11 protein-coding genes are annotated in these 15,644 nt (G+C 42.4%); 4 read left to right on the forward strand and 7 right to left on the reverse strand.

Features of this window, described 5'->3' with window-relative positions; genetic code table 11:
- The first annotated feature begins 5 nt into the window (after positions 1-5).
- Positions 6-875: an SDR family NAD(P)-dependent oxidoreductase gene (locus tag IEW93_RS05615; RefSeq protein ID WP_188737799.1), complete on the forward strand. Its 870-nt coding sequence runs from the start codon at positions 6-8 to the stop codon at positions 873-875.
- Positions 876-992: 117 nt separating this feature from the next.
- A complete protein-coding gene (locus IEW93_RS05620; RefSeq protein ID WP_188737801.1) occupies positions 993-1,793 on the forward strand; it encodes a 3-hydroxybutyrate dehydrogenase in 801 nt (266 codons plus the stop codon).
- A 109-nt stretch (positions 1,794-1,902) separates the two neighbouring features.
- On the opposite strand, the gene IEW93_RS05625 is transcribed toward IEW93_RS05620, so the two are convergent.
- The gene (locus IEW93_RS05625; protein ID WP_188737802.1) at positions 1,903-2,841 is read right to left on the reverse strand and encodes an alpha/beta hydrolase; all 939 of its coding nucleotides are present in this window, start codon (positions 2,839-2,841) and stop codon (positions 1,903-1,905) included.
- Between the two features lie 2 nt (positions 2,842-2,843).
- On the reverse strand, positions 2,844-4,013 hold the full coding sequence (locus IEW93_RS05630) for an MFS transporter (protein WP_188737881.1): 1,170 nt from the start codon (positions 4,011-4,013) through the stop codon (positions 2,844-2,846).
- 167 nt (positions 4,014-4,180) lie between these two features.
- Here IEW93_RS05630 and IEW93_RS05635 point away from each other — a divergent pair, with 167 nt between their 5' ends.
- The gene (locus tag IEW93_RS05635; RefSeq protein WP_188737805.1) at positions 4,181-7,654 is read left to right on the forward strand and encodes a hybrid sensor histidine kinase/response regulator; all 3,474 of its coding nucleotides are present in this window, start codon (positions 4,181-4,183) and stop codon (positions 7,652-7,654) included.
- Between the two features lie 105 nt (positions 7,655-7,759).
- Here the strand turns inward: IEW93_RS05635 and IEW93_RS05640 are convergent, their stop codons facing one another.
- The 4 genes from IEW93_RS05640 to mdh form a co-directional block, all read right to left on the reverse strand.
- A complete protein-coding gene (locus IEW93_RS05640; protein WP_188737807.1) occupies positions 7,760-8,431 on the reverse strand; it encodes a response regulator transcription factor in 672 nt (223 codons plus the stop codon).
- 149 nt (positions 8,432-8,580) lie between these two features.
- Positions 8,581-10,860, reverse strand: a complete 2,280-nt coding sequence (locus IEW93_RS05645) for a TonB-dependent receptor (RefSeq protein ID WP_188737809.1) — start codon at positions 10,858-10,860, stop codon at positions 8,581-8,583.
- Positions 10,861-11,089: 229 nt separating this feature from the next.
- Entirely contained in the window at positions 11,090-12,052 is a 963-nt protein-coding gene (locus IEW93_RS05650; protein ID WP_188737811.1) for an extracellular catalytic domain type 1 short-chain-length polyhydroxyalkanoate depolymerase, read from the reverse strand.
- A 283-nt stretch (positions 12,053-12,335) separates the two neighbouring features.
- Positions 12,336-13,271, reverse strand: coding sequence for a malate dehydrogenase (gene mdh, locus IEW93_RS05655; RefSeq protein ID WP_188737813.1), 936 nt, complete (start codon positions 13,269-13,271; stop codon positions 12,336-12,338).
- A 485-nt stretch (positions 13,272-13,756) separates the two neighbouring features.
- On the opposite strand from mdh, the gene IEW93_RS05660 reads away from it, so the two are divergent.
- The gene (locus IEW93_RS05660; protein WP_188737815.1) at positions 13,757-14,206 is read left to right on the forward strand and encodes a GNAT family N-acetyltransferase; all 450 of its coding nucleotides are present in this window, start codon (positions 13,757-13,759) and stop codon (positions 14,204-14,206) included.
- Positions 14,207-14,242: 36 nt separating this feature from the next.
- On the opposite strand, the gene IEW93_RS05665 is transcribed toward IEW93_RS05660, so the two are convergent.
- Positions 14,243-15,379, reverse strand: a complete 1,137-nt coding sequence (locus tag IEW93_RS05665; protein WP_188737817.1) for an endonuclease/exonuclease/phosphatase family protein — start codon at positions 15,377-15,379, stop codon at positions 14,243-14,245.
- Between the last annotated feature and the right edge of the window lie 265 nt (positions 15,380-15,644).

Genomic DNA, 15,644 nt, shown 5'->3' on the forward strand with positions numbered 1-15,644 from the left:
AGCGCATGAGTGAACCAACGTCAACCAAGACTATAATTGTAATTGGTGCATCATCCTTTATTGCCAAGGCGTTTATCGAGCAAGCCTGTAATCAACACGCAAAGCAGCCAAACTTACCTGTCGCAGAGTCGTTACAAATCATTACCATTAGCCGTCAGGCCAGCATTAAATTGCCTGAACTAACAGACAATGAGCTAACAGACAATGAGCTAACAGACAATGAGCTAATGGGAAGTATTAACCACCAGCACTTTAGCTGTGATTATCAACAAGCCTCAATAGAACAATGTGTTACCGACATTGCGGCCATTGCAGGCACAGTGACACGCATAGTGATGTGTAATGGTATTTTGCACAGTAAAAACCAGCACATCAACAAAAAAGAGCCTGGCTTAATGCCAGAAAAACGCATAGAAGATATTAATGCACACTCGTTAGAGCAGCTCTTTTATGCCAACAGTATTGTACCCATGTTATGGCTAAGCGCCCTCACGCCATTGTTGTCGCAAGCGCGCCACAAAGTCAGCGGTGAGCAAAAATGTGTTATCAGCATATTGAGTGCCAGAGTCGGCAGTATTTCAGATAATCGCCTCGGCGGTTGGTATGGTTATCGCGCCTCAAAAGCAGCATTAAACATGCTCATTAAAACCACGGCAGTAGAATTTGCTAGACGCCTTAAACGCGTGAAGCTAATTGCGTTTCACCCCGGCACCACCGACACGCCATTATCAAAACCGTTTCAAGCCAACGTACCTCAAGGCAAGCTTTTTACCCCAGCCTTTGTCGCCAACCAACTTCACCAGATTATGGACAACAGTGAGCCCGATGGCGAAGCCAGCTACCTCGACTGGCAAGGCGAGCCAATTAACTGGTAGTAGCTCATTCATCTACATTCCAAATTGACAAATGTTATATGGTACTAAGGTGCCAATTAAATTGTGCCTAAATTACTTTACCCTGAAAGTACTAAATTGGATTGAGGAACCGATACTATGTCGACGTTACACACGGGACTAAAAGGGAAAGTAGCACTGATCACCGGCTCAACAAGCGGTATAGGCTTAGCCACTGCACATGTACTGGCTGAACAAGGTTGCCATATCGTATTACATGGTTTGATGACCCAAGCTGAAGGCACGGCATTAGCCGCTGAATTTGCGACTAAATACCAAATAAATACCTGTTTTAGCAATACCGATTTAAGAGACCCTGCCTGTATACATGAGTTTATGGACGCGGCCGTGGGCCAATTAGGCGCTATTGATATTTTAGTCAATAACGCAGGCATTCAACACACTCAAAATGTGGCCAACTTTCCGATTGAAAAGTGGAACGACATCATCGCAATTAACTTATCTTCTGCCTTTCATACCATCCAAAAAGTTGTTCCAGCAATGAGTAATAAACAATGGGGGCGAATTATTAATATTGCCTCGGTACATGGCTTAGTGGGTTCAGCAAATAAAGTGGCATATTGCGCAGCAAAACATGGCATTGTGGGCTTAACCAAAGTGGTGGCAATTGAGTGTGCAGAGCAAGGTATTACGGTTAATGCTATATGCCCAGGTTGGGTTGATACACCGCTTATAGGCAAACAAATTGACAGTATTTCAAGCGGCAAAAACCTCAGTTTTGACGAGGCTAAATATCAATTGGTTACCGCAAAACAACCCTTACCAGAAATGCTAGCACCAAGACAAATAGGTGAGTTTGTATTGTTTCTTTGTAGCGGCGCTGCAAAAGGCATTACCGGCGCAGCATTACCCATGGATGGTGCCTGGACAGCACAATAAGCTTGGGGTTATTGATTTTATAGCAGGCAATCTCATATTAAGTGTTAGCCCTTATTCATATCGATAAGGGCTTTTTATTGTCAAAAACAACTGGCTGTGGGTACTGCAGTTAAACCTTGGCCATAAACTTAGCGATGTAAAGGTAGGTTTTCATGCATTCATCTTTAACGAGATCGTGCAGTAACATGTAGGCGTGGATCATGTCGTCAAGCGAATGATGCTCAACATCAACACCAACTGCAGTTAACGCCTTAGCATAAGCTATGCCCTCATCACGAAGTGGGTCACAGCCGGCTGTAAAAATAAGCGTTTTAGGTAACTGCGCTGACATCGGCCCTAATAAAGGTGAAGCCTGTTTGATGATATTGGCATCAGTAGATTGAAAATACTGTTCGAAATACCATTTAATACGCGTTGTTTCGAGTAAAAAACCAGTGCCATTACTGTCTAATGATGGGCTAGTTAATGTGTAATCGACACTTGGGTAAATGAGAATTTGTTGATCGATGTTAATCCGTTTATCAGTCAAACTTTTCATGCTTAAACTGGTGCAAATGGCGCCACCAGCACTGTCACCAATGATAGTAACCTTGGGCAAATACTTAACATCATCGAGTAAATCTGCGTAATGAATTAATGCATATTCGCAATCATCGATACCCGCTGGATAAGGATATTCTGGCGCCAAGCGATACTCAACAGAAATCACCACACACTGAGCAATACTGGCAAGGTGGCGGCAAATGGGGTCGTACAACTCTACGCTGCCACACATATGCCCACCACCATGAAAATGCACTAGCACAGGCAAAGCCGTGTTTGGGGCTGGGCTGTATACTCTTACGTTAATACTGCGGTCTGTTAAGGTAAGCGTTTTATCTGCAATGTAAGTCACCGCTGGAGAGTCACTCATTAACCCGCTTAGTTTGTTTAAGTTTTCCCGCAGTATACTTGGGGTAAATTGGATATTATTTTGCTTAGCCAAGGCGATATTACTATTTGCCTGGGCCAGAAAATCAGTCAACTTAGCAGACACAGTGCCTCTCATTATTATGACTCCTTAGGTTTACCCGTTTCAGGTAGAAAATAACTGCCTACAAATACCGTGCCGGTAAGCAAAGTAATCATCAAAAATGAACTGGTGTAACTGCCGTCATTCATATCCACTAACTTGCCAAATATCCACAAAACAATAGTCGACACGAGATAACTCATCGACCAGAACAAACTAAACACCACAGTAATTTTTTGCCCTGTCATCTGCGGTAATTCATGAGGAATAGACACTAATGCGGTTATCGGGAAAAAGATAAAAAAGCCTAATACCATCGCACATAAAATTTGTAACCAAGGCTGGGAGCTAAATGACAAACCTAGTACTGTAATAAAAATAATCAGCCCGCTTAAACGAATAATGGGAAGGCGCATTGGATTTTTTCGGCTGTATAACATCCCCGCTATGGTGCCGACAATGCCAAAACCAATCACCCACTTACTTTGACTAATACCCGCTTGCGGATAAAAAGTGAATAGGCAGATATAAAACGACAGCAGCCCAGAATAGGTAAACGCGTAGAGCCAATTAAATTTGTCTTTTAACCCGTCCATATAGCCATATTCTGCGGGTTCTGATCCTGCTGCGTGATTAACCTCAGCCGGAGAGTCAAACTTTACTAGCAGCCACAGAATGGCAAGTACTAAACTGGCAAGCGAAAACAACACCAGGCTACTTTTCCAGCCGCCGGTAATGTCATTAATACTGGTCATGCCCCACAGTACAATCGCAGTGCCAACGTTAAAAGCCACCGCATTTAAGCCATTTATCAACGGGCGTTCGGCAGGTGCAAACCATTGCATCACAATAGGATTAAAGTAAACAATCATAAAAGCGCCACCTAAGCCCATTAAAAATCGGCTTGCCAATAGCAGCTCGTAATGGGTTGCGTAAGGGGTAACAATTCCGACCACAATTAATAATGAGGCGAATAAAAAAGCATACTTAACCCCCACTTTAACCGCTAAATAAGCGGCGCCAAACGTGCCGACAATTTTGGCTAACGTTACCGCACCACTTATAAAACTGGCAGAAGCTAGGCTATCAATATGCATTGAAGCCATTATGTTACTCATGCTGGCAGTCCCGCCAACCCATGCCATCGCAAAGAGCACATAACTGGTAAAAACCAAACCTTCAACCAAGTATCTATGGGTTATGTTCATAGGCGTAATCGGTACCTTCATGACTGTATCGTATGCTAATCATGTTATCTGATGGATATGGATAAATAAGTACTACCTTAGTTCACCGCATTGCTAAAAATCTTTATCAAACAGGGCGTCTAGTGTAGTTTCGCAAGAACACACAATAAAAAATATTGGGGAATAACTTGCAGGCTTGGTTATCTATTGATGCATGGCTGATCAGTTTGATCTCGATTGCTTACTTGGCAATGCTGTTTGTGGTTGCGCAATGGGGGCAGAATCAGGCGGTAAAAAAAGTCAGCCAAAAACCGTGGATTTATAGCTTATCGCTTGGCGTTTGCTGCACCTCTTGGGCATTTTACGGCACGGTTGGACAAGCGGCGACGACTGGTGCATGGCTGGCGCCCATTTATATCGGCTCGATTATTTGTTTGGTCTTAGCCTGGCCAATGCTCATACGTACATTGCACATCATTAAAAGCCAAAACCTCACCTCCATTGCCGACTTTATTGCGTGCCGCTTTGACCGCTCACCTAAACTGGCGGCTAGCGTCGCCATAGTGTCATTACTGGGCACGATTCCTTACATTGCCTTGCAATTACGAGCTATTAGCACCAGTTTTGATTTACTCACCGGCACTTTTCAGTCAGGCATTAGCACCGCATTTGTTGTTACCATTGTGCTGATTATTTTTAGCGTGTTATTTGGCGCGCGCCAGCTCTCTGCCAGTAAGCATAATCATGGCTTAGTATTAGCAATTGCATTTAGCTCTATTGTTAAATTATTGGCCCTGACTGCGGTTGGGATTTTTGCCACTTTTTACCTATTTGATGGTTTTGGCGACCTGCTCACTAAAAGCCAAAGCCTTGAACAAACTACTCATTCAGATTCTATTTATCTTATTGTGTCACAGGTTATTTTAGGGGCGATAACCATGTACGCCTTGCCACAAGAGTTTCACATGATGATGATTGAAAATAATCATGACAAGGAACTTAAATCGGCTCGTTGGATGGTGCCATTATACCTACTCCTCATTAATATTTTTGTTCTGCCCATCGCGCTTGCAGGGCAATTGAGTTTCCCAGGCGGCAGTGTAGGTGCTGATACTTATGTATTAACATTGCCGCTATTTTATCAGCAGGCTTGGCTGGGCATATTGGTTTATATTGGCGGGCTCGCGGCAGCCACCGCTATGGTTATCGTAGCGGCAATTGTATTAAGCACCATGATATCTACCGAAATGTTAACGCCATTACTATTACGACTATCAAAATTTAGCTCGCAACAAACGCCGCAGTTATCAGGAATTTTATTAAATTTACGCCGTGTTTCGATCGCGGTGATTTTACTGTCAGCCTTTGCATTTGAGCGATTTATTGATCAACAAAACCACCTAGCCAGCATCGGCTTACTTTCATTTGTGCTCTTATCTCAATTTGCGCCAGCTGCAATTGGTGCCTTATATTGGCGAAATGCCACCACTCAAGGGGCTTTTGTGGGCTTAATTATGGGCAGCATTGTTTGGCTGTATACCTTACTGTTGCCGGTGACATTCCCAGATGCGCATTGGGTTAAATTTGGCTTGTTTGATATTACATGGTTAACTCCAACAGCCTTATTTGGATTAACTAGTCTAGACAGTATCAGCCACGGAGTATTTTACAGTTTAGCGGCAAACATCGGCTGTTTTGTGATCATTTCATTATTAAAAGAGCAAAGTGTTGGCGAGGTATTACAAGCAGATTTATTTGTAAATAGAAAGCCTGTGCAGTCAGAAAGGCATTTGTCGATTGATGATTTAGCCAGTTTGTTAAACCGTTTTATTAATAAAGATGAAGCCGATGCATTATTAACAAAAGCAAAGCAACTTAGTGGAAAACACCAGCAGCAACAATTGGTTGACTATACTCGTTTAAAATTATCTGGCGTACTTGGTTCAGCATCAACTCGTATGGTAATGAATGCCGCATCTCGAGTGCAACACGTGCCACTTGAAGATGTAGTGAGCATTGTTGACGAAGCTAGCCAAATTTTTGAGTTTAACCGAGAGCTGCTGCAATCTGGAGTGGAGAACATTGAACAAGGCATCAGTGTTGTCGATGCCGACATGCGTTTAGTGGCCTGGAACCAGCGCTATATTGAACTGCTAGATTACCCACAAGACTTTGTTAAAGCCGGTTTGCATATCGAACAATTAATTCGCTTCAATATCGATAGAGGGATTATTGTTGGCGATGAAGCTCATCAATTGGTAGAGAAACGCTTAACGCATATGCGCGGTGGCAGCCCGCATCACTTTCAACGTACCATGCTTAATGGCAAAGTATTAGAGATCCGTGGTCAAGCTATGCCAGGTGGCGGTTTTGTGAGTACATTTGCTGATATTACCGCGCATATTGAAGCCGAAAAAGCGTTGCAATTGGCTAATGAAACACTCGAAAAGCGCGTAGAAAGTCGCACTCAAGAACTGGAAAAAGCCAAAGCCGAGGCCGAAGCCGCTAACAGTAGTAAAACCCGCTTTTTAGCCGCCGCCAGCCATGACTTAATGCAGCCTTTTAATGCCTTAACGTTATTTACCGATATGCTAAAGCAACGCGTTAAATCGACTGAATTACAAGATTTGGCTAGCAATATTGAAGAGTCATTAAACGTTGTTGAAAGCCTATTATCCGACTTAGTGGAAATATCACGGTTAGACAGTAAGTCGCTCAAAACCGAGCAAAGCCAATTTGCGATAGATGACTTACTCTCTACCTTAGTTAATGAATTTAACGCCTTATCTATTCAACAAGGTATTGATTTTAAATATCAAATGTCGTCGTGTTTTGTTCAAAGCGACCAAAGGTTGTTGAGGCGAATTATTCAGAATTTTCTATCCAATGCGTTTCATTATTCACCCTCAGGCAAAACAAAAGAGCAAGCAGACCATCAGGGTAAAACAACAGCGTTTATACCCAAGGTGCTCTTGGGCGTAAGGCGACTAAAGCAGTCAATATTAATACAAGTTTGGGATAATGGCCCGGGGATCCCGCTTGATAAACAACAAGCGATTTTTACTGAGTTTGAACGCTTAGAATTAACCCGTGAAATCCCTGGGTTAGGTCTAGGATTAGCCATTTGCGATCGTATCGCTAAATTGCTCAATGTAACAATATCGCTACATTCTGAGATTGGAAAAGGCACCTGTTTTAGTGTCGAAATACCCCGAGTATTACAACAACGAAAACCACTTAGGGCTCCTGAGATAACATCGGAAGACGAGATTAACAGCGATAGTATCAACGTTACCGTGTTGGTTATCGATAATGACGACCTGATGCTTAAAGCCATCTCATCCTTGCTCAGTGGTTGGGGATGCCAAGTGATTACGGCTAAAGATCAATCCAGCGCGATACAACAATTAATAGTACATCCACAACCCAAACTGATCATTGCTGATTATCATTTAGAGGATGATAAAAATGGTGTCGACCTAGTAGAATATATACTGGCCAATCATCTTAATGACAACAACAAACCCACCTGTATTATTTGCTCTGCCGACCCGTCGGAGTCCGTAAGGCAACACACCAGCAGTGCCCAGTTTAGTTTTGTACGTAAACCGCTTAAGGCAATCGCGTTAAAGCGGATTATTAAACAATTACCCCCTGAATAATTCATACAACCAATAGATTAATGGCCACAAAAAATGCCTCACTGAGAGGCATTTAGTTTTAGCATTGAAGCTCTTAGCCGCATTTATTACTTTTATAGATTATGCTTACGCCTCTACTTGCTGGTTTTCAGTTGAGGTAATCATTAATTGCTGAAATACCAAGCCCGCTTGCGTGCGATTATTAATTTCGAGTTTGAGCAAAATCGCTGATACATGTTTTTTTACTGTGGTTTCTTTAATGTTTAAGTCATACGCAATTTGTTTGTTTAATCGACCATTGGCAATGTTAGCCAGCACAGTGTATTGCTGCGGCGTAAGTTGAGCTAATTGCTTTGCTAATCGTTGATGCTCGGCTGCGGTGTGTTGATCGGCACTGATATTGGTGTGTTCTGGCAGCCAAACTTCTCCTTCGAGCACAGTGTCTATCGCTGCAGAGATTTGGGTTAAGTTGGCCGATTTAGGGATAAATGCACTGGCGCCGAAATTGATAGCTTTACGAATAATTTCAGGCTGATCGTCAGATGACACCATGATAACCACAATGTCTGGAAAGTGATTTTGTAATAACGTGAGGCCAGTAAAACCATCGTTTCCTGGCATGTGTAAATCAATAAAGATAAGCTCGATATCTGGGTGCTGCTCCACTAAAGCAATTAACTCTTGAAAGTTTTCCGCCTCAAGCATGTGTGCATCGTTGACACTTTTTTGCACAGCTTGAGTAAGAGCGGCACGAAATAATGGATGGTCATCTGCAATGGCAACTTTAATTTGAGACATTATGACTCCCTTACATTGCGTTGATATTATTATTGATATTGTTATGGTTCATTATAGATAAGCAATAAAAACAGAATAACCGGTTCTTATGAGACCGGCTATTCTTATCTAACCTAATGTGTTGGTTCCTCAATAAATGACCACAATGTTTAGAACGTATAGCCAACCGTTAATGAAATAGTCTCTGGATCACCATAGTAACCAACTAAGGTATTATCGCCGCCGAGTCCAGGGGTAAAGTCGCCATCGCCTGTTGGTGTAACAAAGGCGTAGTTACCCACCAAATACTCTTCATCTGTGACATTTTTCCAATGTAACCCAGCATTCCAATGACCATCATTGCTATACCAATTTAGACCAAAATTAAGCAGTCCATAACCATCTTGGCTCAGTAAGTTATCCACGACCGCTAAATCGTAATCACTGCGGTAATAGTAATTACCGTTTAGGATAAAGCTGCCAATATCTGATTCAATATTGTAGCTAAAGCCTAGGTTGGCAGTGGTATCAGGGGTATTAGTAATGGTGTAGGTATCGCTAATATCAATTTTAGTACCCTGAGCGTCGTAAGAGATGACCTCATCAAATGACGCATCAATTAAACCGATATTGGCAAACAAATCCAGTGATTCAGTAGCCGCAAATTCAACTTCAAGCTCAAGACCTGTCGCGGTTGATTTACCGATATTACCTAAACGTTGATTAAGATCAGAATTATCTTCGCCCGGTAACACTGTCACAAACTGTCTGTCTTTATGATCGAGATAAAATGCAGCGGCATTTACACGAAGATTATCGTTCCACTCACTTTTAAAACCTATCTCATATGAGTTAACCGTTTCAGGATCAACCGCAGGCTCGGCGCCCGTTGCCCTTGGGTTAAACGTGCCCGATTTAAAGCCTTGTGAGTAGCTGGTGAATACCATCAAGTCATCATTCACTTGATACTCTAGACCCACTCGAGGATTGAATTTAGACCATGTTTCTTCATCGTCGAGCACTTTAGGTATTTGCGACTCAATTAAGGTGTCATCACGCACAAAACCAGGATACCAGCCGGTTTCAGGATAAATACTATCGAATATTACACCATTGTATACCGTGGCTTCTTTAGATTCGCGGGTGTAGCGGCCGCCTAATGTCATCGACAGTTTTTCGGTAAAACTGTATGACCCTTGCACATAAGCGGCGTAGCTTTCGCTATTATTACAACCGCTAACCTCACGAGTTAACCCACCAAATGCTTTAAAAGCTTCTTCTAAAATCGCATCAAAAACGCCACAAGAGTCACCATCAAAATAGTAAATACCAGAGACTAAATTGAGATTGTCACCAACATAGTTCACTTGAAACTCTTGGCTAAATTGCTCATCTTCATAAATAGCCGGCACATCGAAAATACGTAAGCTGGTATTATCAAAATCGATGTTGGTGAGTGACTCGCCTTCACGCTTAGCGGTAACTGATTTCGCACTCCAATTCTCATTAAAATTATATTCAACCGTCGCACTCCAACCTTCAGTTTCAACCTTGTTCCATGTCGGCATACTGGTGTAAGAGTCGTATTTACTGTCTGGCACAGGGGCATCGGTTAATAAACTAGGAAGCAGTCGATAACCTCCTTTTGAATTAGAATCATCTTCGGTTTTATCGTAAGTAAATCGCATAAACAGGTCGTCTGTAGGGGTGTACTCAACACTTAACCGCCCTGCCATTACATCCTTGTTATAGTTATCGGTATCTTGGTCATCTAATGCTGAAGTCTTAAAATCTCCAAAGCCATCACGATTTAAACTTGCAAAGGCAAAACCGACGTAAAGTTTGTCATCGACAATCGGTAATTGACCCGCAATTTTGGCATCTTTTTGGCCATAACTACCCACTGTGCCTTTAAGGCTTAACTCTCCGTCACCAGACATTTTTTTGGTGACATATTTCACCGCACCGCCAATGGTATTTTTACCATACAGCGTGCCTTGAGGCCCACGTAACACTTCGATTCGCTGCACGTCGAGAATGTCTAACACCGCACCTTGCGGACGGGCAATATAAACATCATCTATATAGATACCCACACCAGGCTCATAGCCCCACAATGGGTCTTCTTGGCCAACACCGCGGATAAAGGCTGTTAGTGTAGAGTTAGTCCCTCGGCTTGATTGCAATGTGGTGTTGGGGGAAAACTGCTGAATTTCTGTCATCACGCTGATGCCATTTTCGGCTAACTCTGTGGCACTAACCGATGTCACCGCTACTGGCACATTTTGTAAACTCTCCACTGTTTTACGTGCGGTCACTTCAATGCGTTCTAGTACAGGTTGTTTATCGCTCCTGTTACTGTCATTTTCTGCGGCTATCGCATGCTGAGCGGTTAACACTGACGAAATGGCTAAAGCAATGCAGCTCATTTTAATCGTATTCTGTTTCATACAGGTCCCCGTTGTAATAGTTATTATTAATGGTTTTAATTACTGCAAATTCCGATTAACAACTCATTTTTCTTATTGGTTTATTGACTGTTATTTGTTCACACATTGACTGTATCGCATTTTCAAGTTTATTGAATCGGTACTATAGTAGTATGCGTTTTGCTCTTTTCTCGCCAAACAAATAAAATGAAAATACAATTAAAAATAAACACTTAAATATAAAAATTAATTAAATACCCCAAAATTTGATGACTTCATTAATGCTGCTGATCGGTGCTTTAAGTAAAAAATCACTTTGTTCACCGCCATGTTTTATGTCTGGATTAACGGCAATGCCGTGACCAAAACTGTTGATCGTAACGAGTTCGATAACAGTATTATTTTGATTATCTTTCCAACGTGAGACGCTGTAGCCAGATCCATTGGTGACTGTCGGCTTAGCATTAGATTGAGTTAGCACTTGCCATTGAGAGGCCAGCATTTTCGCATTGTTTGCACTGACGACATTGTCACTGTCCCCCGTCCAAATACTGAGTGAAGGCCAGCGTGTTTGTTTAGGATGTATTGCTTTAGCAAATTGGGCTAATTCTTCAACTGACTGCGCAGGCCCTTGTTTCATACAAGAGATGGCTTTAATCAAATTGTCGGCGCAGGGATAGGGTAAGCCAGCGATGACCGCACCGCTTTGAAATAGATTGGGGTAATTGACGATTGCAGCGCTCGCCATAGCACCACCCGCTGATAACCCGATAACATAAACATGTTTTGCGCCTAGTTTTTCTTGAGTGGCCAGTATCATGTTTTTTATCGATAACATTTCACCACTGTCTATTTGTGTATCTTGACTTGCAAACCAATTAAAACAAGCCTTTACGTTATTGTCATAGCTTTGTTGTGGCACTAAAACCGCAAACTTATTCGCTATCGCTAATGACGTTAATCCGCTTTTGTTCGCTAGCTCAACACCATCTTGAATACAACCATGCAGTAACACCACTAAAGAGAAATCTCCTGTTGGAGAAGTATTTGAGGTATCAGTCGCGGGAAGATAAAAGCCTGTCAGCTCACCGGGATTATCACCAAAATCAGTGAGTGGGGTGTAATGCGTGTCGGTTGCTTGAGCCGACTGAATCGAAAAAATCCAACCCAGTAAAAGCAGCGGTAGCGTTAAGCTATTTTTTTTATTGCTCATTTCAGCGATTTCCAAATTTAACATATTAGTAACTTGCAGAATTTTGCGTAAAACAGCAATGGCACTTTAGATCCACATAAAAAATAATGTCGGTATGTCAATAAGGTAAGGTATTAATCTAAGACTTTGGCGCTTTGTAGGATTGTGGTTGTAGACAATGTGAAAAATGAAATGGAAGTAAATCGAGAGGCTAACTATTCTGTGTTAGGTTTTAGGTATTAGGTGTTTTGAATAACAAAAACGCGAAGCCAAGGCTTCGCGTTTTTTTGCATAGCTTTGTTAATTACTTAACAAATTCAACGCCTAATTTAATGTCACCTTTAAGGGTGTCTAGCATTGCATCACGAGCGTTAGCTTCAAATACGCTGATTTCACCGTAAGGTAATACTTTTTCTACGCCGTTTTTGCCAAGTAATACTGGCTGTGCGAAGAATTCAGCGTGCTCACTGCCGCCGTCAACATAGGCGCATTCAACAATGTTGGCTTCGCCTTGTAGACCACGTACCAATGATAAACCAAAGCGACATGCTGCTTGGCCCATTGATAATGTTGCGCTGCCGCCACCGGCTTTAGCTTCAACAACTTCAGTACCCGCGTTTTGAATGCGAGTGGTCATTGCTGCAACTTCTTCATCAGTGAAAGTCACACCTTCAACTTGAGAAAGTAGTGGCAGAATCGTCACACCGCTGTGGCCGCCGATAACGTTCACTTTAACGTCAGCAACGTTTAAGCCTTTAAGCTCAGCGATAAAAGTTTCGCTGCGGATAACGTCAAGAGTAGTAATACCGAATAAACGGTTTTTGTCGTAAACACCGGCATTCTTTAACACTTCAGCAGCAATGGCTACAGTGGTGTTAACTGGGTTTGTAATAATACCCACTAATGCTTTAGGGCAAGTAACTGCCACTTTTTCCATTAGGTTACGTACGATGCCAGCGTTGATGTTGAATAGATCTGAACGATCCATACCAGGCTTACGCGCTACACCAGCAGACATTAATACTACGTCAGCATCAACTAATGCAGCCGTTGGGTCTTCACCAGCAAAACCTTTTACTTCTACGTCTGTTGGGATGTGACTTAAGTCAACCGCAACACCCGGAGTAACAGGAGCGATGTCATATAGAGACAACTTTGAGCCCGCAGGCAGTTGAGTTTTTAACAGTAAAGCTAGAGCCTGGCCGATACCACCAGCAGCACCTAATACAGCAACTTTCATAATTATCTCCATCAATTTATGCAGTTTGTGACATTGATCTAAATTGTCGTGGCGTCACATTACTGCATAGTCACAATAATTTCAATTATACGTTAGTGGACAAGAGTAAATAAGTGAGCACTAATAAGGTTTACGCTAAGGCCTGAGCATGAATAATACTCAAGGTTATCCTCAAGGCAGAGTGAAATCCCTTATCAACATGACCTCTTTTTATTCGCTACAACCAGTCAGTTTTTGTGTATAAATATGCACCAGCTGTTCGATTTAGCCTTTAAACAAAGGCACAATAAGCCATTGTTGCCCGTGCAGTGTTTACTTACTCAAGCCATCAACCCCATTAACACTGATTTTATCCCATGAGTTTGCTCATACGCTCTTACGAAACGGTGTGATATTGGCGTACACTAAAGCTGCCACGAACGAATATATAAAAATTCATTAACGATCGCGGCATTCCTCAATGTCCAATTATTTGCGAGAATTTCATGATAATAAGAGCTGGCCAACACGCCGATTTACACGCCCTAGTTAATTTTAATCAAGCCATGGCAATGGAAACCGAAAACTTAACCCTAGATAAAGACACACTGACCAAAGGAGTCGAGGGGCTATTAACGCACCCTGAACGCGGGGTTTATTTAGTGGCTGAAATTGACGGCGAAATTGCAGGCTCATTGATGGTCACTTACGAGTGGAGCGACTGGCGCGCCAGTAATTATTACTGGATCCAAAGTGTGTATGTACGCCCGCAAAACCGTCGCCAGGGCATTTATGGCAAACTCTACCAAGCAGTGAAAGACTTTGCCGCAGCCAATGGTGGCACCGCAAGCTTTAGATTATATGTTGAGCATGATAATAAAATTGCTCAAAAAACCTATGAGTCTCTTGGCATGCAGCAAAGCCATTATGTGATGTTTGAAGAAAATACCAAGTAAAGTGTTGCCCCTAACTAACCAAACTCTTTGTCAGTCTTAGGTTCTGACGCTAAAGCGCATCATCACGGGCGCGTGATCAGTACTGTCACTGTCGCGTTCATAATCGGGTCGAACAAGGTGCCTGTCGAAGGTTTGATAATCAATAACATGCGCCAAATTTTGCTGTTGAGTGGGGTTAAACTCACTCGACACTAAAATATAATCAAGTACAGATCCTGTGTTGCCGTAATAATGAGTGGGTTGTCTTGCAAGGTGTGGTTCATCATCTATGATCGATGCCGATTCAAACTCATCTTGTGCCAATGTTGCGTTACATTTGGTTGCGGCTATAAACAATTCATAACTGTCGTACAAACTGCTTTGATGCAACTCTGACATTAACGCGGTCTCGCTAAGTTTAGCTAATTTCGGGTCTTCAATATCACTGCGAAACACCCGCAGCTGATTATTAAAGGCCGCTAATAACTCACTGCCCAGCGTGTCATTAAAGTCACCCATTAACATAAACGGATGCTGAGTTTGCTGACGACGCATTAACATTTGGTGGCACAACAATGCTGACTCACTGCCTCGTTGTAAACTCGACGCCCACCGCCCCAGCACCTGGCGTGCTACAAAGTCTGGTGCGCCGCTAAGGCCGCTCTCGCTAATGTCGTCGCGGCTTACGCCACTGCGCTTTGACTTAAGATGGATAACATAATAATCACAAGGGCCAAATACGGGTAATTCAATCGTAGCCCTCAATGGATGTCGACTAAATGCAAAAGTATCAGCTAGGCCTAATTGAGCGACCCATTGCGGATCTGGGCTAACATTCACAGCATCAACAATCGGGTATTTAGAAGCAATCGCCACCACTGGGCTGCGGTAAACATAGTCGCTAATCACTTCTGGCTCATCTAAGGCCACAAAATAGTCATACCCTAATGATTGGGTCAGTTTAGCTAAGGCATCTGGGCTAAACACCTCTTGAAAACCGATAATGTCTGGTTGACTTTGTTCAATAAAATCACTCAACCAGGCACACTTTTTTTGCCATTGCTTGTCGCTGTAAATGTTTTCAAAGTCATAAAACGCATAAGGCGGTTCAATAAAGTTAAATAAGTTAATGCTCACCACATTAAAGCTAAGCTCTTGGGCTGCAGGTGATGATCCATCGTTTACGTTTAACATATGTTAATCCTAATAAAACCTCATACTAGGATACTGATTTGTGTGATAGAACGCCATGAATAACAAGACTCAGTTTTAGCTCATTAAGCGCTTATATTGGTCTGTTGAGCAAATCAAAAATAAATTGAACCGAATCCCAAAAACTCACGTAAAAATAATCAGTGAATGAATAAAGGTCCATGATTAACCTTCAATACATTCGTTGTCAGTAATTTAGACCCGATTTAACCCTATGCATGAAAGTGTAACCAACCTCCGTAAGACC

Origin of the sequence: Shewanella inventionis, assembly GCF_014641855.1 — a bacterium.
Classification (GTDB): Bacteria; Pseudomonadota; Gammaproteobacteria; order Enterobacterales; family Shewanellaceae; genus Shewanella; species Shewanella inventionis.

Bases quoted from the DNA above. Each gene is read 5' to 3' on its own strand.
- IEW93_RS05615 (WP_188737799.1), top strand. From the start codon at position 6: ATGAGTGAACCAACGTCAACCAAGACTATAATTGTAATTGGTGCATCA.
- IEW93_RS05620 (WP_188737801.1), top strand. From the start codon at position 993: ATGTCGACGTTACACACGGGACTAAAAGGGAAAGTAGCACTGATCACC.
- IEW93_RS05625 (WP_188737802.1), bottom strand. From the start codon at position 2,841: ATGAGAGGCACTGTGTCTGCTAAGTTGACTGATTTTCTGGCCCAGGCA.
- IEW93_RS05630 (WP_188737881.1), bottom strand. From the start codon at position 4,013: ATGAACATAACCCATAGATACTTGGTTGAAGGTTTGGTTTTTACCAGT.
- IEW93_RS05640 (WP_188737807.1), bottom strand. From the start codon at position 8,431: ATGTCTCAAATTAAAGTTGCCATTGCAGATGACCATCCATTATTTCGT.
- IEW93_RS05645 (WP_188737809.1), bottom strand. From the start codon at position 10,860: ATGAAACAGAATACGATTAAAATGAGCTGCATTGCTTTAGCCATTTCG.
- IEW93_RS05650 (WP_188737811.1), bottom strand. From the start codon at position 12,052: ATGAGCAATAAAAAAAATAGCTTAACGCTACCGCTGCTTTTACTGGGT.
- mdh (WP_188737813.1), bottom strand. From the start codon at position 13,271: ATGAAAGTTGCTGTATTAGGTGCTGCTGGTGGTATCGGCCAGGCTCTA.
- IEW93_RS05660 (WP_188737815.1), top strand. From the start codon at position 13,757: ATGATAATAAGAGCTGGCCAACACGCCGATTTACACGCCCTAGTTAAT.
- IEW93_RS05665 (WP_188737817.1), bottom strand. From the start codon at position 15,379: ATGTTAAACGTAAACGATGGATCATCACCTGCAGCCCAAGAGCTTAGC.